Here is a 20,755-nt window from a genome sequence, read left to right as displayed (position 1 = left end):
CTAGCAGTAAAGAGTAACGAGCTTTACTTATTTATATTTAGTTACAGTTAGCACGCACGGTATCAATAACCCGATGCCACTATGTACGAGCAATGTAAACAAAGTCAGAGAAAACCCATCTAAAATAAAAAGCCCCGAACATCTCTGTTCAGGACTCAGCCTTTATCTCTTTATTGTTTTATGCACCAACTATAAATTATGCACCAATCACGCCGCCATCTTCACGAGTAATCGCCATAATGGTTGAACGTGGCTTACTATCACCGCCTGCAGGGAAGTGCGACGGCGCGCCTTTTTCACCCGGGTGCTGCACACCAACAAACATGGTCTTGTTGTCTGCTGAGAAGGTTAAACCGGTAATCTCACAAGCAACTGGGCCTGTTAGGAAACGGCGAACTTCACCCGTCATCGGGTCGCCACACAGCATTTGGTTATTACCCTGCCCTGCAAAATCCCCTTTGTTCGAGTAGTTACCGTCAGTTTGAATCCACAAACGACCTGCCTTATCAAAACCAATACCGTCAGGGCTATTAAACATGTTGTCCGCAGTAATGTTCTCACTGCCCGCGTACAAATTGCCTTTATGCACTTCAGGGTTACCCGCAATTAGGTAAAGGTCCCAGTTAAACTCATCGCTGCTATGGTCATCATTCTGTGGTACCCAACGAACAATCTGACCATAGTGGTTTTCTTTACGTGGGTTTGGTCCACCAACTGGTTGGCCCTCTTTCACGCCACGGTTCTTGTTGTTGGTTAGTGTGCAGAACACATGTTTGTTGTTTGGATGAACTGCAACCCATTCTGGGCGATCCATCGTTGTCGCGCCCACTTGTGTTGCAGCACGACGCGCGAAAATCATCACTTCCGCTTGGTCATTGAAGCCATTTTCTTTGGTTAAGCCATTCTTACCATGAGTCAACTCTAACCATTGGCCTTTGCCTTTTAACTCTTGGCCATCAAACTCGAACTTAGCGACATACAGCGTGCCTTCTTCTAGCAGATCACGATTCGCTTTGTCATTACCCGGCTGGTATTTGTTCTTCGACACAAACTTGTAAAGGTGTTCACCGCGCTCATCATCACCAAGATAAACCACCACATGACCATCGCCATTAACCAGCAATGCTGCATTTTCATGCTTGAAGCGGCCAAGCGCAGTGCGCTTAAGTGGCGTAGATGTTGGGTCATTTGGATCAATCTCAACAACCCAACCAAAACGATGCGGTTCATTTGGGTGTTTAGCGACATCGAAACGTTCGTCGGTGTCATGCCATTGATATTTACTCTTGGCTGCTTTCACGCCATAACGCTTGTGATCGTCAGAAACGTCAGCACTACCACTGGTACCAAAGTAACCGTTGAAGTTTTCTTCACAGGTTAGGTAAGTGCCCCAAGGCGTTTGACCATTGGCACAGTTGTTAAATGTCCCGAGTGGCTTCATACCTGATGGATCAAGTTTGGTTTTCATCAAGTCATGACCCGCCGCTGGACCCGTTAACTGCATTTGCGTGTTAGCGGTGATGCGGCGGTTTAGTTTACCGTTAATATCCAGTTTCCATTGCTCACCAGAGCGAACAATTTCAAATACCGTGACACCATGAGCAGCTTGTGCTTTGACCACGTCATCAGCCGTCATCGCTTTGCCGCCATGGTCAAACAGTAGCTCGTAGTTGGTGTACTCGTTGTTCACTGCGATAACCGCACGATCTTCACTGATTGGGAACAAACTCATACCATCGGTGTTATCACCAAACTGACGAAGTTGAGCTTTAGAGTCTTGTTTTCCACTTGGATCAAATGCTGGCGCATTTGGGAAGATTGGATCACCCCAAGAAAGTAGTGGTGTCGCCTTGTAGCCCTTCGGGACAATAAATGCGTCTGCCGTTGATGCTGGTACTGCTTCAAAATTGAGTAGTGAACTTTCGCTTGGTGCAGCAAAAGCTTTAGTAATGGGGTTTAACGATAAGAATGCACCTGCACTTACCGCCGCTGTACCTGCCAAAAATCGACGACGAGATAATCGAGCATCAATCATTTGACTGAATTCAGAATCTTGCTCATCACGCTTACTGATTGAAACTGGGCACATTGCTGACTCCTTGCTGAGTATTTTTATAAAAATGCTTGCAAATCGTAGAGTCGAAAAATGACAAATACGTTAACTTACTGTTTCAAATGAATTAATTATCTACGACAGAAATAATCCACTTACATGTCAGGCTTATTAAACTGCGCTATAGTTCACTTTTTATGCATATAGAACGACGTACAGGCAAAAAAACGTGATCAAAAACCTAGATCTTTGCGAAATTGATGGCTACATTATTCCCTGTTCATGAGGAACTTAATTCACATAAGCTCAAGAAAGAGTAATTTTCTATAAACGTGAGGGATTATCATGAAGAAAATGAGAAAAGCACAATTGCATCGCGTACGCATTCAGTACTGGAAAGAGTCGAACAAAGACGCAAGCAAAAATTAATTATGTGCAATACAACCGTACTAAGCTGGCTTAATCGCCAGCTTTTGTGTTTTTGGGGACCTGATTTTTAAGCAGCGCAGTTATTTGATGGGAACATTTGTGTTAGCTCATGCAAAACCGCCTGAGTCTGCTTCGAGTAAAGGTGTTTGTCTTTGTAACCAACTAGTTGCACTTGACGCACCTTACCTGAGATCAATAGCTGACGAATCATCCGACTTACCACTTGTACATCAAGCGCGCTACCTCTCTCTAGGCGAGAAACTGGGTATAAGCTCGGCAAATCAATATTTAATACGACTTCATCGCAATGAGACAGGTAATTGGCGAGCTGGTGCTTAACCTGAAAACGCTGGCTAAAACTGCACTCTGATAGCGTCATCCAGTCACAACCTAAATCTTCGGCATATTCGAAAGTACGTTCATCTTGCTGAGCTTGGTCTATCCCTAAGCAAAATAGACGGCTTTCATTGTAGCGTGACAACGCAAAATGAAACGCGCTGCCTTGAACAGGTTCCAGTGAGGCCTTTAACTCAAACTGACGTCCAATATGTATGATACCGAGCTCTTTGTGTTGAGAGTTCAGTAATGGAAGGCTATGCAGCAAAGTTTCGCTGTTGTTGGTCAGCACCACAGGTAAGGCTTCTGAGCCAAGAAAACGACTTAGATGAAGTTGATATTGGCCTGTAGGACTATTGGAAAGATCATAATGGCCACCATTGACCCAACGGTAGCCATCTAAATCAAAAATCCATTCATACATTTCTTCTAAGCTTTGATCGGCCATTTCGAAATCAACTTGTCTCATCGGTTTCAGTTGCTCACTGACACTGAGTAAAACAAGGCGGTGTGACAATACACCAGTGAGACTTTGCACTTTATTGCGTCGAAATAGCCCGAACATATCCGTTACCTTTCTGGGGGCAATGCCCTCGCTGCTTGAAGAACGTGCAGAATGATTTTCTGCTGATTCATTTGAACTCGGTGCGCAGGAGCCATAACTGAAATAGCACCAACCAATTTAGAGCCTTTCATCACAGGAGCACTGATACCTGAAACGCCGGAATCAATCTCTGACGTACTGATGGCGTACCCTTGATTACGAATTTGCTCTAGCTCTTTATGCCATTGCTCGATTCGAGACTCTTCACCGAAATAGCGAAGAATTTTTTCGCATCGTGCGGCAGGCAAATACGCCAACATCACTTTTGATGACGCACCTCTGAGCAGTGGCTGACTTTGGCCCTGCACATAGCTACAACGAAGTGCTTGCATACTTTCTTTGCGGCTCACACACAAGGCTCGATAACCGACAGGCACCATATAGGCTGCCATTTCTCCCGTTTGCTTTTGCAAGCGGTTAAGCACTGAATCGACCATATCGAGATCATGCTGGCTCGTCTCATAGCTGCGCATTAACAGCAAAGCTGCCGGACCTATGATCAAGGTTTTGTCATTTGGACTTTCCTCAATCAAGTTCCACTCTCTCAGTAACTTCAAATGTCGATAAAGGCTACTGATTGGCGTACCTAGCTGCTCACTTAACTGCTTGGCCGTAACAGGTTCATCATTGACGGCCACTTGCATCAAAAGTTGCAGTACTTTCTCATTTACTTGCCCGCTATTTTGCTTCATAGAGTTCACACTAATGTTGTATCGCCATATCAAAGTAACAATCAAATTGTATTCTTATAGAATAGGAATTTATAAACATTTTTAATTTTCAATTCTTATATGTTGAGAATTTCAATTAAATTAAGCTCTCAACAACCTCTATTTCATAGCACTAGATTACCCCCCAAACTGTTCAATAAGCGTCCAAAAAAACCAACCTCAAAAGTCTCATCTTTGGCTATTGAATAGCGCTAGGTTCATTGCGACAATTTCTTTCTCCCGCTTCTCTGAAAGGCGTAATGTATGACCCATGATCAATTCAATCAGTTCTGCGACTCTCTTGCTGCCACGACCTATGTCATGCAATGGGGTAACTCTCATGTTTGGAAGGTAGGAGGTAAGGTTTTTGCGATAGGTACAACCCAAGAAGGTGGTAAAGAGGCCTATACCTTTAAGACATCTGATCGCAATTACGACTTTCTCAACGATAATGACGGTTATCGTCCCGCGCCTTATTTTGCTACGCGAGGTATGAAGTGGATTCAGCAAATCGGAACGGACGGTGAGTTAGCTGATGAACTAAAATACTACCTAACCGAGTCACATCGAATTGTCGCTTTAGGTCTAAGCAAACGAAAGCGTGCAGAATTAGGGCTAACAGAAGCCGACTAATACAACAAAGGAGCCTATTTAGGCTCCTTTGTGATTGCGTTAGACTTCTAAGCTCGCGCCATTGGATTCAATAACATCTTGGTACCAGTAGAAGCTTTTTTTACGTTTACGCTCAAGCGAGCCTGTCCCATCATCATGGCGATCAACGTAGATGTAACCGTAACGCTTGCTCATTTCTGCGGTTGAGTTGGCCACTAAGTCAATTGGCCCCCAACTGGTGAATCCCATCAGTTCAACTCCATCTAAGACTGCCTCTCGCGCTTGTACAAGGTGGTCATTGAGATAAGCAATTCGGTAATCATCAATAATCTCACCATTCTCGTTAACTTCATCACGAGCGCCTAAACCATTCTCCACGATAAATAAAGGCTTCTGATAACGGTCGTACAGGAAGTTGAGCAAAATGCGCAACCCTTTCGGATCAATTAACCAACCCCATTGGCTCTTTTCAAGGTAAGGATTCGGCACACTATCTACAATGTTCCCGACCTCTTTCTGCTTTGGATCCGCGCTTGCACAACCGCTAGCGTAGTAGCTGAACGAAATGAAGTCGACACTTGCGCTGGCTAGCTCTTCAACGTCACCGGGTTGCATCTCGATCTCAATGCCATTTTCACGGAAATAACGCAACATATAGCCTGGATACTTGCCACGCGTCTGTACATCACCGAAGAACAGCCACTTATTGTTTTCGTGCATAGCTGCGATGACATCATCAGGGTCACATGTGTATGGGTAGTTCATCGCCCCTAGCAACATGTTACCAATCTTGGCATCGGGAATGATGTCGTGACATAGCTTCACCGCTTTAGCATTGGCGACCAATTGATGATGAATGGCTTGATAGATTGCTTGTTCGCTCGCTTCCTCTTGCAAACCCACACCAGTAAACGGGGCATGCAAAGACATGTTGATCTCGTTGAAGGTTAGCCACAGTTTAACTTTGTGTTTGTAACGCTCAAAAACCGTTCGCGCGTAACGCTCAAAAAAGGTAATTAATTCACGGCTTGCCCAACCGCCATAGTTCTCCACTAATGCATAAGGCATCTCATAGTGAGAAAGCGTCACAAATGGCTGCATATCGTGTTTAGCAAGCTCATCGAAGATCTTATCGTAATACGCGAGACCTGCTTCATTCGGCTCAAGCTCATCACCATTAGGAAAGATTCGAGTCCAAGCAATGGAAAGACGTAAACAGTTAAAGCCCATTTCGTTAAACAGTTCAATGTCTTCTGGATAACGATTGTAGAAATCGATGGCGAGATCTTTAATGCCGTCGGTGCGCTCTTCACGGGTTTGGTGTGGACTTAAAATCCCATGGGGTAACATATCTGAAGTCGATAGCCCTTTGCCATCTAGAAGAAATGAACCCTCTACTTGGTTTGCTGCGATAGCGCCGCCCCACAGAAAGTTATTTGGAAATGTTTTCATTGTCGATCCCTAAATCAGCTTCGATATCTATTGCTGATTGTAGATCTGAAACGAGGAACAAATGAGGGCCAAACTCCCAGCATATTGTTCCTCGTTTTAATAGGCTAAAGCGCTCTAGAAGACGAAGTTAATCATCAAAGTGTATAAGTGCGCATCATTATCGTCAGGTGTCGTCCCTATTGGGGCTGTCACAAAGGGACCATTGCTTTTCGACACTTCAAAGTATTGCCACTCAGCATTCAATGACAAGTTATCCAGCAAGTCATATCGTGCGCCAATAAGATAGCTATCGCCTTCCTTATGCTCATTGTGGTTAAACTCGATACCATACGTGATGTAAGGTGTTATGCGACCAAAATGATGCTCACCTGTCGCATACAATGAGGAAGATAAATCGTTAATCTGCCCTTCAGCTCGCAACGTAGATTGACCAAACTCATACTCCAGTCCCAAAGACCATAACTCTATATTTTGATCTTTCGTTTCAGTAACAATTTTCGGTATCGTTATTGAACCTCCCGAAGGCAAGCTTTGCACCACATCATACATCGTCAGGGTTTGGTCGTAGTCAGCACTAACATAGGCAAAATGCCAACGGTATCTATCACCAAACAGATTCAGGTCAAGCCCCCACAACCATTTCGATTCAAATTCAAACTCGCTCTGCTGGTTGTAGTCAATTTTATTGGTGTCTTTAAAACCAACAAATGGGGTAACCAAAGCGGTCGATGCATCTGATATTTCGTAATTCCAACTAACACTAAATCCGTTGTACGCGGTGATACCTAACACGCTGTCATACACATCAGATACAGGGCGAGCCGAGGTGTACGCTTGCCCGACATAGTAGTATTCTGAGGCTAAAAATAGTGGCAATCGTAAGCGGCCAGCTTTGAATTCAAACGTCTGCCATCCATAGCCCAAATAAGCCCATTCTAGTTCTGGTTCATTCCAATGATCTTGAGGACGTTTCACTACCTGAACGGATGCTTTAAAAGCATTGTGGAAGTAATCGAGTTGCAGACCAAAGATGGTGTCACAATCATAACAACTCTCATCGGTAACATTGCGATGCACCATTAGTGGATCTTGATTGTCTGACTTGGTCCATGATGTCGATCCAAAGCCACTGACCGAGACATTGTCCGTCACTTCGATCGCTCCTAAAGCAGGCCAAGAGAACACGCTAAGCACGGCCAGAACTTTCATCTTATTCATGCGTTATTTCTCCCTATTGACCACATGCAAAACAGTGGCATTCTCCGGTAGTTGGTTAAGTGGCGCGTAGCCAATTCGATGTGGTTTTTCAGACATCCAAGCCAGAAGTTCTTCAATATCGGAATTCGCTATCTCTTTTGGAGGCCTTGCTTTGCCAGAAAACGATAAGCTCGCCCAATGGGCATTCATTTGCGCGGCATTCTTGCCAAGTAACGCTTGATAGAAGACGGATCGCTCTGCACTATTTTCAGGCCAATCCGCGAGTTCAATGCGCTTTCCATCCAAAAGCTTGGTTTTGCCTCGGTATAATTTGCGCGCTTTCGACTGTGACAGCTCTGAAAAAACAGGGTCTATCGAAAAAATCGCTATAGGTAGATTGTCGGGATCTTGATTCGCATTGATGGGGATTGAAAATAGGCTAAACCCAACAATCAATACACCCACAATGATTTGGCTGAAGTACATGCTAGAAACACCTCTTCACTGACTGATCTGGCATCACGTTACATTGGCAATTTCGTGGAGTAGTTTTTCCTTCTTCACTGGTTTTGCTACATAGGCATCCATCCCTGATTCGAAGCAACGCTGTATATCATCGTCAAGTACACTCGCCGTCAAAGCGATAATTGGTGTTTTAGTTAAGCCAAATTGAGTCTCTATCTGGCGGATTTCTCGAGTTGCGGTAAAACCATCCATCACCGGCATCATGCAATCCATCAAAATCAAATCGTAATGTTCGTCACTTTGGAATTTGTCGAGTGCAATCTGGCCATTATCGGCAATATCAAATTGATAACCCGCATTAGCCAATAGCAAGGAAGCCACTTTTTGGTTCACTCGATTGTCTTCCACAATCAAAATTTTGCAGTTATGTAAGCTCTTGAGGGAATCGGAAAACTTGAAGCTACGTTTAGGTATTACATCACAGGCTTTCACGCCTCTAAGCAGCCTCTGGCCTAATAGTGGTCTAGTAACTAATGAGCGAATTGAGTCCCCAAAATTGTGGCGTTTAGCAAGGAAGTGGCGAACTAAACAGACTTGGAAGCCTTGCTTCTTAGCTTGCTGAAGTTGAGTCTCGCTGACAAATATAGCGTTCTTTTCACACTCAGCGACCAGCAAAATTGGCTTATCTTGTTGAGCAAAGTGACGCTCAAGACCGTTAAGGTTAGAGAACCTTTCCCCGACAGTTAAACCATAGAAGCGCAGCTCATTTTCGAGTAACTCGGCTAGACCGTCATCTTTACAGACCACAGAAATAGGAACGTCAACCTTATCGTCTTCTTTGGTTGGGTAGTGATAAACATCAATTGGCAACGTCAGAGTGAAATAGAATCGGCTGCCTTCTCCTTTTGTCGACGTCAACTCAATCTTACTGCCCATTAGCTCGACCAATTGGGTACTGATCGCAAGGCCAAGTCCTGTCCCACCGAACCGTCTGGTGGTAGAGTCATCTTCTTGTGAAAAAGGTTCGAAAATCTTCTGCTGTTGCTGCTCATCGATACCGACACCGGTGTCTTGCACTGCAAAGGTCATCTCAGTGATATTTTCACCCACATGCTTACTTGATAGCTGCAGCGACACCACACCGCTATTGGTAAACTTCACCGCATTGGACATAAAGTTCATTAACACCTGTCTTAAGCGGTGGTCATCCACCATCACCCGATAAGGGGTTTCAGTGCTGATCGACACATGAAGATCGATACCCTTCTCTTTAGCCTGAGGGGCAACAATAGAAGCAATGTCATAAATGGATTCACGCACACAAGTAGAGTGCGGGCTCACCAACAACATCCCTGATTCAATTTTCGAGAAATCAAGCACATCATTGATCAAACCAAGCAGCAGCTGCGCAGAGGTTTCAATCGTATCAACGTAGTCTTTTTGGCTTGGGTTAAGGTCGGTATCAGCAAGCACCTCAGTTATACCAATAACACCATTCAGGGGGGTTCGAATCTCATGAGACATATTAGCTAAGAAGCTACTTTTTGCTTTGCAGGCCAAAATCGCCGCATCTTTGGCTTTCTCAGCATCCTCTTTGGCTAACGTTAAACGCTCTTGAGCTTGTTGCCTTTCAATCGTGAGTCGTTCAACTTCAACAGCAAACTGGTTTAACTCGTCACTACCTTGAACAGATTTGCTTAAACTTGGTAGCGAAGTGGCGTCATCGTGACTTAAAAACTCTAACACCGCCTTTAAGTTACTGGTGAGGCGCTGAGCAAGTTTAATCGCAAAGACCATAACTAAAATTGTCAGTAAAGAGACTAAACCGAGTGAAATAAGTCGCTGTTTTTCAGCCTGGCTGATCGCATTATCCACCGCAGAGCTTAGTTGCAGTTCGATTGTCGAACCAACTTTTTCCAATAAATTCAACCTAGCAGACAGTGCTGCCAATCCTTGGCTAAGCTCCTGAGCTGAAAGGGTGCTGATAGAGGTTTTATTGGCAAAACGTTGACGAAATTCTTGGCTCTGGCTAAACGCCTTGTCGCTGAATACTTCCAACATCATGCCGACTTGTGCCTCGTCAGCATTTAGGGTCACAAAACGCTCTAAATAGAGTTGCTGATTTTGTACCAAAGCAAGAGTTTGTTCATGAACCTCACTATCAAACTCCTCGTGCTGATTCCATATATCAATCAGCCCCTTAGTGATGCGAGTCTCTTCTGATGACCAAAACATTAACCATTCTAGTTGTAATAAGGCAGACAAATGCAGGGCAACTTCTGGTTTCACTCCGGAAAAACTTACTCGCTCAAGCTTGATGAGCAGTTGCTTATAAACATCTGCACGCCACTCTTCATTGTCTAGCTCGTCATATACATCACTATTTCTTAGTAGTTGTGAGCGAGCATCTTGCAACTCAAAAATGAGATTATTTACCGATATTTCCTGTTCAACACCAAAAACAAAAGGGGATAGGGTTTGCAAAGACTCTGAGGTCGGGATAACGAGATAAGAACCTTCATCAGCTTGATACAACTGACTACTTTTGGCCAAAAAATCCACATATTTTTTCGATTTTTCAAGACTTGCCATCTGTCCAGATAGAAGGTGGACTTGCCAGCCGACAAACACCAACAACAGCAAGACCGGCATTGCAACCAGTATAAAGAGTTTGTGCCTAACAGAAACATTGCGCGCAAATGAAGTCCTAGCCATATGTAACATCCATGTTTTTATTATATGAAAAGCGTAGCACACCATTAAACACTTCATACGCTCAAAACTGTCTACACTTTGAACAAGGCATAAATTAAATAAATAAGTAAAAAACTTATAAGGATTCGCGACCCAGTTAACACCCTTTTGCCCTTGCAATGATTAAGGTTATAACAGGTACTGACAATGAGGACTCGATCATGAGATATACGCACATACTAGTTGCACTTGAACGCACTGATGAAAGTAAGATGCTCATAGACAGGGCATCCTATCTAGCCGAACTTACCAACGCTTACGTCTCTTTTGTGCACATCGACGGCACCCACGGTGAAATTTACCCAGAACTGATTGATATTCAACTCGACAGTGATGAGCACCCCCTCGGTGAAAAAACCATCAAAGAGATCCGAGAGTTTGCAGCCTATAGTGAACGACCGATCAAGCACATCCTAGTTGGTACCGGAGATTTAGCAGAGAAACTGCAAGAAACGATAGAAAAAAATCATATTGACCTGCTTATCTGCGGCCACCACCACGACTTTTGGAGCAAAATCGCATCGTACTCAAAACACCTCGTAGACAAGTCGCCTGTCGACATTTTAGTCGTGCCTATGTAGGGTAAGCGGTCTCACCTCGTCTAGCGGCCCCTTCCCGCTAGACTTTGCTATCCATACTATCGATTCGCCCGCTTTATTATGTGAATTTTGTTCTTATCCGTGTCCTCACCACAAACCCCGATTAACGTTGAGCTAAAGCCAATCTCAGATTAAATCCCATTTAAACCTGCTACAATCACCCGATTAACATACACCCGAGAGAAAACCATGATTATCTTATCCACCACCTATGGCGACATTGAAATTGAACTGAACATGGAAAAAGCACCTGTCAGTTCAAAAAACTTTCTTCGCTACTGCCAAGAAGGCTTCTATGAAGGGACGATTTTTCACCGCGTCATTGATGGTTTCATGATTCAAGGTGGCGGCCATACAGAAGATATGACCGAGAAAGAGACCCATGCGCCTATCGCCAATGAAGCGAATCGTGGACTGAAGAACAAAACCGGAACTATTGCATTTGCTCGCACTGATGCACCTCATTCAGCAACTGCGCAGTTCTTTATCAACTTAGACGACAATAACTTTCTCGATCATACCGCTAAAACCAATAATGGCTGGGGCTACGCCGTATTTGGCCAAGTGACAGCAGGAATGGAAGTGGTCAACAACATCGGTAAAGCAATGACGGGCACCAAAAAAGGCCATGATGACGTACCGCTTGATACCATAAAAATCAATAAAGTGACTATCACTGAATAATAGCTAATTATAAGCACGGGCTAAAATGCCATTGCCTTGGTATTGGTAGACTCCTGAGTCATTACTAATAAATACTGACTCTCCAGGTCGCAGCAGTAACTTTTGCTGCTCGACTTCGATTGTTACCTCGCCCTCAACGCAAAACAGTATCTCAGCGCTGCGCAAGTACTGCTGTTTAGCGACATCGCTCACCGTCACAATGTCAAAGCCAAAATCGTCTACGGGAATCGGGTAACTGAGCTTGCCCTCTTTCTCGATTGGCAACAGTTTGATCTTGTCTGGATTAGTCGATTGAAAGCGCGTGTTATCAATTAACTCATCCACATCAATATGCTTAGGCGTCAGTCCTGCACGCAGTACATTGTCTGAGTTGGCCATAATCTCAAGCCCTGTGCCTTGCACATAAGCATGGGGCGTCTCGGCATGAAGAAACATTGCTTCTCCCGGTGCTAGTTCTACCGTATTCAAAAGCAAAGGCGACAGTAGCCCAATATCATTGGGATAGTGCTTGTTAAACTCCGCCACATATTCAAACACTTCACGCATTAAGGCGGTTTTAGGACCACGAACCAACGCTTGATCGAGCTGTTCTAATGCGCTGGTTTTTCTCTGTTCATCCAAAGACATAATGACAGTGAAAAACTCACGTAAGCCATCACTGTTTGGTTTGCTTTCAAGTGCACTAACCTCCGCCGACAAACTCTCGATACCCGCTTGCTGAAATAGGCTAACAATCTGATTAATAGGGCGAAAGCCATTCATTGCCTTATAAAACGTCAATGCATAGACAAGCTCAGGTTTATGGTTCGGATCTTTGTAGTTGCGGCATGCAGAATCAAGCGCAATACCTTGCTCATTTTCGCGAGCAAAACCAGCCTCGGCTTTGTGTTTACTAGGATGAACCTGAATTGAGAGTGGCGTCTCTGCCGCGAGTACTTTGAATAAATACGGCAGCTCGCCAAAACGTCTTGCCGTATAGTCACCAAACATGTTTTTACTGTCCTGAGCAATCACATCCGACAACAACTCACCTGTTGACGCGACTCGTGAGCAGCCATTCGGGTGTGCCCCCATCCAGAGCTCAGCCTGAGGTTGATGCTCGGAGTTATCGATACCAAACAACTTTGAAATCGACTCTTTGCTGCCCCAAGCGTAATTTTGGATAACGTTATTGAGTTTGAATAAAGACATGTCACTCCCCTCCCAGATTGATGACTGGGCGTTGCAAACCAATCGCTTTGATGAGAGCTGTCAATCCTTGCTCGATTTTGGATCGTGGACAGCCAAGATTGAGGCGAAGATACCCTTTCCCTGTCTCGCCATAAACTTCCCCCGACATAATCGCGACATCGAAGTGTTCGATTAACGCCTGATTAAGCTGCGACATATCGAGGTTCAAAGGGGAAAGATCTAACCAAGCTAGGTATGTTGAATCTGGCACTGTATAACAAAGCTCGGGAAAGGCTTGTTCTAGCACCGCTTTGACATATTCATGATTGGCGCGTACATATTGATTGAGTGCATTGAGCCATGGCTCCCCCTCGTTGTAAGCAGCCATCATCGCCAAAACGCCCAAGATAGAAGGGGAAGAAAGCCCATCAACTTCTTTTAGCTTATGTAGGTACTTCGCTCTGGTATTTTGACAAGGGATCAACGCATAAGCCCCATTTAGAGCAGGTATGTTGAATGACTTCGACGCCGAAGTAACCAATGCCCAATCTGAAGCGTTGCCAAAGCCGGTATACGGCGTATGTGGCTTGAAGCTAACGTCCATATGGATCTCATCAGAGATCACCTTAACCCCATGCTTTTCACATAAGCGCGCTAGCCTCTCTAGCTCATCTCTGCTCCAGACTCTCCCCGTTGGGTTATGAGGGCTGCAGAGCAATAACAGCGTATTGTTGCTATCTGCCAGCTTATGCTCTAAGTCTCGCCAATTGATTTCAAATCGATGCTTCGCTTTAATTAAAGGTGAACGAATACACTTTCTTCCCTGCCCCTCAATCATTTTGTCGAAGGCATCATAAGCAGGAGTGTGAAAGATCACCCCTTGCCCCGGTGTTGACCATTGCTCAATCAGTTTTGAGACGATATAGATAACTGAAGGTCCGTAAACCAAACACTCTTTATCGATTTCGCAATCAAAGCGAGTTTGATACCAATGACTGATTGCACGCTTAAAGTCATCATGATTCCAACGACTGTAGCCTAACACTGGGTGCTCTAGTCTATGTTGCAGTGCCTTAATTACTGATTCAGGGGCCGCGAAATCCATATCTGAAATGGTGAATGGCAACAATCCCGGCTTGCCAAATCTATCTTGAACATAATCCCATTGGGTACAGTAAGTACCAGTGCGATCAATAGGAGTATCAAAGTCAAAGTTCTGAGTCATAACAATTATCCAAGGAGAGAATTCCCTCGGCACTGGGGGAGTTTATTAGTGTGCCGAGGGAGGAGCAAAATATCGAAGTAATGATTAACTTGCTGACATGATGGACTGCATCTCATTTTTAACGAGGTGCACCTGAGTACCGATCACCACTTGCAGGTTATGCTCATCCAACTTCACCACACCTAAAGCGCCGTGTGCTTTTAGTTTGGCGTCATCGACTAAGCTCATATCATTCACTGACATACGTAGGCGAGTAATACAGTTATCTAGTGCGGTAATGTTCTCTTTACCACCAAGCGCTGCTAGCACTGCTGCACCTTTGCCTGATTCATTAATAAATGTCGCTTCGAGCTCTTTATCCACTTCTGCCGTATCAACTTCGCGGCCTGGTGTTTTCAAATTGAACTTAGTGATAGCGAACTTGAATACAGAGTAGTAAACCGCGAACCAAATACCTGCCACAAGAGGAACTAAGTACCACTTAGTTGCAGTGCCTTGCAGAACACCGAAGACTAAGAAGTCGATAATATTACCGTCGGTATTACCAATCGTCACACCCAGCATACCCATTACCATGAAACCAACACCGGTTAAGATGGCATGGATGAAGTAAAGCACTGGTGCAACAAACAAGAACAAGAATTCTAGAGGCTCAGTAATACCACCCACTACACAAGCGACCACACCTGAGATAAGTAACGCTTTGATTTTCGAACGATTTTCAGGTCGAGCACAATGATACATTGCTAGTGCTGCACCCGGTAGGCCACCAAGGAAGGTTGGCATTTTGCCCTGTGATAAGAAAGCCGTCACTTCTGGGGTGAACGCTGTAGTCTCTGGACAAGAAAGCTCTGAGTAGAAAATGTTCAACGCGCCAGAGACCGTTTGACCACACACGTCCATCGTACCACCCGCTTCGGTGAAGCGAATCAGAGCGACTAAGATATGATGAAGACCGACAGGCAGCAGTAGTCGCTCACCAGTACCGAATAGCATTGGGCCAAAAGCACCCGCTCCTTCGATCGCGTAACCAATACCGTTGATGCCAGCCGCGAAGTAAGGCCATACAAACGGAATAAAGACACCAACCACACCCAATACGATTGCAGAAATGATTGGCACGAAACGCGCACCACCAAAGAAAGCCAATGCATCTGGCATTTTAAATGTGTAGTAACGCAGGTGAAGCTTGGCCACGATGATACCCACCATCACAGCGCCTAGGATCCCTGTGTCGATCGATTCAATGCCAATAATGTTTTTCACACCGTACTCTAAACGCAGCGCTTCATCACCTAGTACACCGGCAACGGTTAAGAAAAAGTTGATGGCTAGGTTGAACGCGGCGTATCCGACGAAACCCGCAAAGCCAGCAACGCCTTTTTCTTCACGAGCCAGACCAAGAGGAATCGCGATAGCAAACATCACGGGAAGATAGATAAAGGCAACCAGACCAATCTTGGTCATCCACATGAATAGATATTGAAGCAAAATATTGTCTAAAAGAGGGATCGCTTCTTTGATTGCTGAGCTCGATAATGAGCTGCCGACACCAAGTAAAATACCTGAGAACGCCAGTAGCGCAACGGGCAACATGAACGTCTTGCCGAGGCTTTGCAAGAACTCCCACATAGTTGATTTATTAGTATTGGACATAACACGTCTCCGGAACTTGAGAACTTGTAGGGCTCATACACATCATGATTTGAGTGCATGAATTTCTTTATTTATGTGCTCAATATACGCCGATAAAAAATTGATAAAACGTTTTATCAAAATATCTGTGATCAAGTTAAACAAGTTTTACCGCACTTAATGCAGGGCTTTTAAAATCATGCCAATAGGGGTAAAGTTTCCTGATAAAACGTTTTAATAACCTATAAAGTGAAACTATGTCGTCAAAGAAAGTGACCATTACAAAAGTCGCTAAACACGCTGGAGTCTCTGTCACTACTGTTTCGATGGTACTGAGCAACAAAGGCAGAATATCTCCTGACACTATCGAAAAAGTCACTTCAGCTGTTGAAGAGCTGGGGTATATTCGTAATCGTGCAGCCGCAAACCTACGATCTAATTCAAGCGAAATCATAGGCTTAATTCTTAAGGACATTAGTGACCCTTATTACGCTGAAGTTGCCGCTGGTTTAAGCGAAGAGATTGAGCAACAAGGCTATATGCTGTTTCTCGCGCAAAGTGGTGATAGCCAAGAAAAGTTTGAAAAGTGTGTTCTTACCATGGCCAGGCAAGGTGTAGGAGGGATTGCATTTTGTCCAATAGGTGAAAGCCAACAGTTCAATGTCGATAATCTAAGAGAGCATAAGCTACCGATAGTGTGTATTTCCCGAGCATCCGTCGATAAACAAATTGATTACGTTGGTCCTGATAATATGTATGCGGCCAAGCTAGCGACAGAACATCTAGTTAAGCAAGGGCATCGAAGAATTGCCTATGTGGGCGGTAAAAGTAGTTCTCTTTGTCGAGCGGAGCGCATTGGCGGCTACTGTTCTACACTGATGCAATTTGGCTTACCCTTTAAACCTGAGTGGGTGGTTGAATGCGACAAAAGCCAAGCTTCCGCCGCACAAACTGTTCAGCAATTGTTACTTGAGCATCCTCAAATCACCGCGATTTTATGCCACCACTCCTCTACCGCTTTAGGCGCAGTTTACGGAATAAATCGTACTGGACGTTCAATAGGCAAAGATCAGTTTATTGGCGAACAAGTTTCAGTGATTGGCTTTGACGACGTTGAAGAAGCAGAGCTCACCGAACCATCGCTCACCTTTATCAACTCCAATGCACGAGAGATGGGAAGACAAGCCGCTAAAAGGCTGATTAATCAACTGAAGCAAGAAGATCCTCAGCCTTATAGTTTGATTCTGCCGCCCGAGCTAATCGTACGTGATTCTGCTTAACCTGCAATCCGTTCACAATGCGAGAGTAAGCTAATTATACGCACGTGCTAAGGTGCCATTGCCTTGGTAACTGTACATACCCGAATCATTACTGATAAACACTGACTCTCCCGGTTTTAGTCGCAACGCTTGCTGGTTCACTTCGACCTGAACATCCCCCTCAATACAGAACAAAATCTCAGCACTGCGAAGATATTGATGCTTAATAGCATCATTGGCAGTCAAGATATCAAAACCAAAGTCATCCACGGGAATGGGGTAACTCAACTTGCCTTCTTTACAGATCGGTGTCAGCTTTATTTGCTCCGGATTGGTCGAGACAAACAAGGTGTTATCAATCAACTCATTCACATCAATATGCTTAGGCGTTAAGCCTGCACGCAACACATTGTCCGAGTTAGCCATGATCTCTAAACCTGTACCTTTAACATAAGCGTGCGGCGTTTCAGCGTGAAGGAACATCGCCTCGCCGGGCGCTAACTCAATCGTGTTAAGAAACAGCGGAGAGAGTAAACCAATATCGCTCGGATAGTGCTTGTTAAACTCTGCCACATACTCAAACACTTCGCGCATTAAGGCGGTTTTAGGACCACGTATTAATGTTTGATCGAGCTGTTCTAATGCGCGTTTTGTTTTCTGTTCATCCAAAGACATAACAGCGGTGAAAAACTCACGTAAACCATCACTGTTTGGCTTCGCCTCAAGCGCGCTCACCTCAGCATCTAAGCTTGCAATACCCGCTTGTTGAAACAAGTCAATGATCTGACTAATAGGTCGAAACCCATTCATCGCTTTGTAAAAGGTTAACGCATACACCAGCTCAGGCTTGTGGTTCGGATCCTTGTAGTTACGATGGGCAGCGTTAAGTGCAATCCCCTGTTCATTTTCACGAGTGAATCCTGCTTCCGCTTTGTGTTTACTTGGATGAACCTGAATCGATAATGGCGTTTCTGCCGCAAGCACCTTAAATAGATATGGCAGCTCACCAAAACGCATCGCAGTGTAATCACCAAATATACTTTTGCTGTCTTGGGCAATCACATCCGAAAGCAGCTCTCCCGTCGCTGCGACGCGCGAGCATCCATTGGGGTGTGCGCCCATCCAAATCTCTGCTTGCGGTTGGCAGTCCGAGTTATCGATTCCAAACATTTTAGAAATCGACTCTTTACTGCCCCACGCGTAGTTTTGAATCACGTTATCCAGTTTAAAAACAGACATAACGCACCATTAAAGTAATAGGAAGAGGAATGCTGAAATCAGCACACCCGCCCCAATCACCAGCGGGTAAGCAAAACGACTAAGATCTTGCGCCAACTCTTCGGTTGAATTTGGATCATCTTGAGCAGATTCAACTGGCTTTTCTGCATCTTGCTCTGCACCAAACAACGCCATCACTTGTTGCGTAGAGTTTGCCGCTTGCAGTTGCTCACGGAATTCATCATCCACTAATGAAGAAGTCAGTGTAGTGAGCACTTCCATATGAGTCGAACCCGCTTCTGCTGGCGGTATCGCCAATAGGAAGATCATGGTCACTGGCTCATCGCCATCGAGACCTTTCCACTGCATCTCATCTTTAACAAACGCACAAGCAAACACCGGCTCTTTGACTGCTGATGACTTACCATGTGGCACCGCTAAGTATTCACCGAGGGCTGTTGGGCCTTCGTCTTCACGTTTAAGCACGGCCTCAAGGAACTGATTACGATCAGTTAACTTGCCCTCTTGATCAATTTTGTCGACCAAGGCATTGATTGCGGCGAAGCGTCCATCAAAGGTAGCATCGAGCATGATTAAATTTTCAGACGTTAAGTTAGCTAGTTTCATCATAAACTCCTACTACTGAGCTTGCGGCTGAGTCAGCCATACAAATTGATATGGTTTAAGTGTAAATTGCGCATCGAACTCGCGCTGTGAAATCAGATCCAAACCACCTGTTGCTAGCGACACATCAGCCGCTTGATGCGATAGGTTGACCACAAATTGAATCGCACTTTCACCTTCACCGCGTGTAAGTCCAAACAGTCCATGACCTAGTTCTAGCACTTGCTGAGATGAGCTAGGTGAGAAGGCTTTTTGCTGTTTACGCAGTTGGAGAAGACGATTCATTTCACTGTAAACACGGTGACGTAACGAGCCTTCTTCAGCCAGCTCAGTTTCTAACTTAGCTAAGTCAAACTTCTCACGGTTGATACGACGATTAATGCCCGAATCCAGCATGCCTTGTACATCGTTTTCACTGCCGAGTAAGCTGTGATAGTAAACCGCGGGCACACCGATAAACGAGAGCAAAATAGATTGTGCGGCTAGGAACTTACTCGCTTTTAACTCGTCACTATCATTAGGCTCTGTCACCGCACTCAGGTAGTTGATATTCAACTCATAAGGCGATTGAGTACCGTCACCGTTATTCTTGTAGTTAACTCGTCCACCTTTGCGTTCGACGTGCTGACACATCATCTGACGGTCTTCATCGCTCAAAATGCCTTCTGTTGGTCGCACGCCAATCCCATCATGGCTAGCAAGGAAGTTGAAGTAGGTTGTCTTGCATCCCGCCTTGAGAGACTCCATCGCCTCTGCCGTTAGACCTTTAGCCCAAGTTGTTAATACTTGGCTATCTTGGCTTAAGAAGGCGTGCAAGGTTAATGGTGGCAATGGGAACTGATACACCATGTGCGCTTCATCGCCTTGACCAAAGTAAGATATGTTCTCTTTATGCGGTACATTGGTTTCAGTGATCAGCAGAGAACCCGGCATCACCTCGTCGAGCACAATGCGCCACAACTTAATGATCTCGTGAGCCTGTTCTAAGTGGATACAGGTTGAGTTCAACACTTTCCAAATAAAGCCAATTGCATCTAAGCGAATCGAACGACCACCGTTTGCTGCGTACATCAGCAAGATATCGATGCTTTCTAGCAGGACTTGTGGGCTCTTAAAGTTAATGTCGATCTGATCTTCTGAGAAGGTGGTCCACACATGAGTTGTCTCACCCGAAGCCTTGGTAAACGGAGTTAGGAGCGGCAATGCGCGGGGGCGCGTAACACTCGAATAATCAAGGCTTGGGTCAGACTCAATAAAGTAATCTTGATAGGCTTCATCACCCGCTAAAAAGCGCTGAAACCAGTCACTGCTTTTAGAGATGTGATTAATCACGCAGTCGTACATCAAATCGAAGTTTTCAGCTAGTGCGTTAAGCTCGCTCCAGTCGCCTAAGTTAGGATCGACTTTACGATAATCAACCACACTAAAACCATCGTCTGAGGTGTATGGGAACATTGGCAAGATATGAATATTGCTTAGTGCCCCTTTCAGATACTTATCAGCAAAGATTTTCATCGTCGCTAAAGTTGGCTGGCCTTGCTCTTGTACGCTGTCTCCGTAAGTGATGAGATAAGATGTCGTCTCATCGACCCAGTTGGCGTACTGCGGTGCTTTACCTTGCCACTTTCCAATCAGAGCTAAGATAGCTTGGGTGACACTTTCCGCTTGCTCGTCACCGTAGAGCAAAGCGACTTTTTGGTAAATTTTCTCGTTGTTCATACTCTGCTCC

Annotated in this window: 17 protein-coding genes; 4 read left to right on the top strand and 13 right to left on the bottom strand. The window is 44.9% G+C overall.

Features of this window, described 5'->3' with window-relative positions:
- Window positions 1-196 precede the first annotated feature (196 nt).
- The 3 genes from ACU01J_RS10555 to ACU01J_RS10545 form a co-directional block, all read right to left on the bottom strand.
- Window positions 197-2,074 carry a PhoX family protein gene (locus ACU01J_RS10555; protein ID WP_481085693.1) on the bottom strand — a complete coding sequence of 626 codons (1,878 nt, stop codon included), beginning with the start codon at window positions 2,072-2,074 and terminating at the stop codon, window positions 197-199.
- 475 nt (window positions 2,075-2,549) lie between these two features.
- Window positions 2,550-3,383 carry an arginase family protein gene (locus ACU01J_RS10550; protein ID WP_481085666.1) on the bottom strand — a complete coding sequence of 278 codons (834 nt, stop codon included), beginning with the start codon at window positions 3,381-3,383 and terminating at the stop codon, window positions 2,550-2,552.
- A gap of 5 nt (window positions 3,384-3,388) precedes the next feature.
- Window positions 3,389-4,114, bottom strand: a complete 726-nt coding sequence (locus ACU01J_RS10545; RefSeq protein ID WP_481085665.1) for an IclR family transcriptional regulator — start codon at window positions 4,112-4,114, stop codon at window positions 3,389-3,391.
- A 282-nt stretch (window positions 4,115-4,396) separates the two neighbouring features.
- Between ACU01J_RS10545 and ACU01J_RS10540 the strand changes: the two genes are divergently transcribed.
- On the top strand, window positions 4,397-4,765 hold the full coding sequence (locus tag ACU01J_RS10540) for an MmcQ/YjbR family DNA-binding protein (RefSeq protein WP_481085664.1): 369 nt from the start codon (window positions 4,397-4,399) through the stop codon (window positions 4,763-4,765).
- A gap of 39 nt (window positions 4,766-4,804) precedes the next feature.
- Here ACU01J_RS10540 and ascB read toward each other — a convergent pair whose 3' ends face one another.
- The 4 genes from ascB to ACU01J_RS10520 form a co-directional block, all read right to left on the bottom strand.
- Complete coding sequence (gene ascB, locus ACU01J_RS10535; RefSeq protein ID WP_481085663.1) at window positions 4,805-6,196, bottom strand: 6-phospho-beta-glucosidase; 1,392 nt, start codon at window positions 6,194-6,196, stop codon at window positions 4,805-4,807.
- Window positions 6,197-6,310: 114 nt separating this feature from the next.
- Window positions 6,311-7,414 carry a sulfate ABC transporter permease gene (locus ACU01J_RS10530; protein ID WP_481085662.1) on the bottom strand — a complete coding sequence of 368 codons (1,104 nt, stop codon included), beginning with the start codon at window positions 7,412-7,414 and terminating at the stop codon, window positions 6,311-6,313.
- 3 nt (window positions 7,415-7,417) lie between these two features.
- Window positions 7,418-7,879 carry a hypothetical protein gene (locus ACU01J_RS10525; protein ID WP_481085661.1) on the bottom strand — a complete coding sequence of 154 codons (462 nt, stop codon included), beginning with the start codon at window positions 7,877-7,879 and terminating at the stop codon, window positions 7,418-7,420.
- 33 nt (window positions 7,880-7,912) lie between these two features.
- On the bottom strand, window positions 7,913-10,573 hold the full coding sequence (locus ACU01J_RS10520; protein WP_481085660.1) for a hybrid sensor histidine kinase/response regulator: 2,661 nt from the start codon (window positions 10,571-10,573) through the stop codon (window positions 7,913-7,915).
- Between the two features lie 200 nt (window positions 10,574-10,773).
- Between ACU01J_RS10520 and ACU01J_RS10515 the strand changes: the two genes are divergently transcribed.
- Window positions 10,774-11,193 carry a universal stress protein gene (locus tag ACU01J_RS10515; RefSeq protein WP_481085659.1) on the top strand — a complete coding sequence of 140 codons (420 nt, stop codon included), beginning with the start codon at window positions 10,774-10,776 and terminating at the stop codon, window positions 11,191-11,193.
- 207 nt (window positions 11,194-11,400) lie between these two features.
- Window positions 11,401-11,895, top strand: coding sequence for a peptidylprolyl isomerase (locus ACU01J_RS10510; RefSeq protein ID WP_481085658.1), 495 nt, complete (start codon window positions 11,401-11,403; stop codon window positions 11,893-11,895).
- Between the two features lie 3 nt (window positions 11,896-11,898).
- On the opposite strand, the gene manA (ACU01J_RS10505) is transcribed toward ACU01J_RS10510, so the two are convergent.
- The 3 genes from manA (ACU01J_RS10505) to malX form a co-directional block, all read right to left on the bottom strand.
- Window positions 11,899-13,086 (bottom strand): mannose-6-phosphate isomerase, class I, encoded by a 1,188-nt coding sequence (gene manA / locus ACU01J_RS10505; RefSeq protein ID WP_481085657.1) that lies wholly within the window; start codon window positions 13,084-13,086, stop codon window positions 11,899-11,901.
- 1 nt (window position 13,087) lies between these two features.
- The gene (locus ACU01J_RS10500; RefSeq protein WP_481085656.1) at window positions 13,088-14,290 is read right to left on the bottom strand and encodes a MalY/PatB family protein; all 1,203 of its coding nucleotides are present in this window, start codon (window positions 14,288-14,290) and stop codon (window positions 13,088-13,090) included.
- A gap of 84 nt (window positions 14,291-14,374) precedes the next feature.
- Window positions 14,375-15,946, bottom strand: a complete 1,572-nt coding sequence (gene malX, locus ACU01J_RS10495; protein WP_481085655.1) for a maltose/glucose-specific PTS transporter subunit IIBC — start codon at window positions 15,944-15,946, stop codon at window positions 14,375-14,377.
- Window positions 15,947-16,182: 236 nt separating this feature from the next.
- Here malX and malI point away from each other — a divergent pair, with 236 nt between their 5' ends.
- Window positions 16,183-17,205 carry a Mal regulon transcriptional regulator MalI gene (malI, locus tag ACU01J_RS10490; protein ID WP_481085654.1) on the top strand — a complete coding sequence of 341 codons (1,023 nt, stop codon included), beginning with the start codon at window positions 16,183-16,185 and terminating at the stop codon, window positions 17,203-17,205.
- Window positions 17,206-17,235: 30 nt separating this feature from the next.
- On the opposite strand, the gene manA (ACU01J_RS10485) is transcribed toward malI, so the two are convergent.
- The 3 genes from manA (ACU01J_RS10485) to ACU01J_RS10475 are packed head-to-tail and all read right to left on the bottom strand — an operon-like array spanning window position 17,236 to window position 20,745.
- Window positions 17,236-18,423, bottom strand: coding sequence for a mannose-6-phosphate isomerase, class I (manA, locus tag ACU01J_RS10485; protein ID WP_481085653.1), 1,188 nt, complete (start codon window positions 18,421-18,423; stop codon window positions 17,236-17,238).
- Window positions 18,424-18,432: 9 nt separating this feature from the next.
- Window positions 18,433-19,029: a fructose PTS transporter subunit IIA gene (locus ACU01J_RS10480; protein WP_481085652.1), complete on the bottom strand. Its 597-nt coding sequence runs from the start codon at window positions 19,027-19,029 to the stop codon at window positions 18,433-18,435.
- Window positions 19,030-19,041: 12 nt separating this feature from the next.
- Window positions 19,042-20,745, bottom strand: a complete 1,704-nt coding sequence (locus tag ACU01J_RS10475; RefSeq protein ID WP_481085651.1) for an alpha-amylase family glycosyl hydrolase — start codon at window positions 20,743-20,745, stop codon at window positions 19,042-19,044.
- Between the last annotated feature and the right edge of the window lie 10 nt (window positions 20,746-20,755).

The sequence above is a fragment of the Vibrio sp. 2433-A1 genome (genome assembly GCF_056726085.1).
This window is presented reverse-complemented; position numbering and strand designations above follow the sequence as displayed.

Coding starts and splice junctions, on each gene's coding strand:
- ACU01J_RS10550 (WP_481085666.1), bottom strand. CDS start 3,383: ATGTTCGGGCTATTTCGACGCAATAAAGTGCAAAGTCTCACTGGTGTA.
- ACU01J_RS10545 (WP_481085665.1), bottom strand. CDS start 4,114: ATGAAGCAAAATAGCGGGCAAGTAAATGAGAAAGTACTGCAACTTTTG.
- ACU01J_RS10540 (WP_481085664.1), top strand. CDS start 4,397: ATGACCCATGATCAATTCAATCAGTTCTGCGACTCTCTTGCTGCCACG.
- ascB (WP_481085663.1), bottom strand. CDS start 6,196: ATGAAAACATTTCCAAATAACTTTCTGTGGGGCGGCGCTATCGCAGCA.
- ACU01J_RS10530 (WP_481085662.1), bottom strand. CDS start 7,414: ATGAATAAGATGAAAGTTCTGGCCGTGCTTAGCGTGTTCTCTTGGCCT.
- ACU01J_RS10525 (WP_481085661.1), bottom strand. CDS start 7,879: ATGTACTTCAGCCAAATCATTGTGGGTGTATTGATTGTTGGGTTTAGC.
- ACU01J_RS10520 (WP_481085660.1), bottom strand. CDS start 10,573: ATGGCTAGGACTTCATTTGCGCGCAATGTTTCTGTTAGGCACAAACTC.
- ACU01J_RS10515 (WP_481085659.1), top strand. CDS start 10,774: ATGAGATATACGCACATACTAGTTGCACTTGAACGCACTGATGAAAGT.
- ACU01J_RS10510 (WP_481085658.1), top strand. CDS start 11,401: ATGATTATCTTATCCACCACCTATGGCGACATTGAAATTGAACTGAAC.
- manA (WP_481085657.1), bottom strand. CDS start 13,086: ATGTCTTTATTCAAACTCAATAACGTTATCCAAAATTACGCTTGGGGC.
- ACU01J_RS10500 (WP_481085656.1), bottom strand. CDS start 14,290: ATGACTCAGAACTTTGACTTTGATACTCCTATTGATCGCACTGGTACT.
- malX (WP_481085655.1), bottom strand. CDS start 15,946: ATGTCCAATACTAATAAATCAACTATGTGGGAGTTCTTGCAAAGCCTC.
- malI (WP_481085654.1), top strand. CDS start 16,183: ATGTCGTCAAAGAAAGTGACCATTACAAAAGTCGCTAAACACGCTGGA.
- manA (WP_481085653.1), bottom strand. CDS start 18,423: ATGTCTGTTTTTAAACTGGATAACGTGATTCAAAACTACGCGTGGGGC.
- ACU01J_RS10480 (WP_481085652.1), bottom strand. CDS start 19,029: ATGAAACTAGCTAACTTAACGTCTGAAAATTTAATCATGCTCGATGCT.
- ACU01J_RS10475 (WP_481085651.1), bottom strand. CDS start 20,745: ATGAACAACGAGAAAATTTACCAAAAAGTCGCTTTGCTCTACGGTGAC.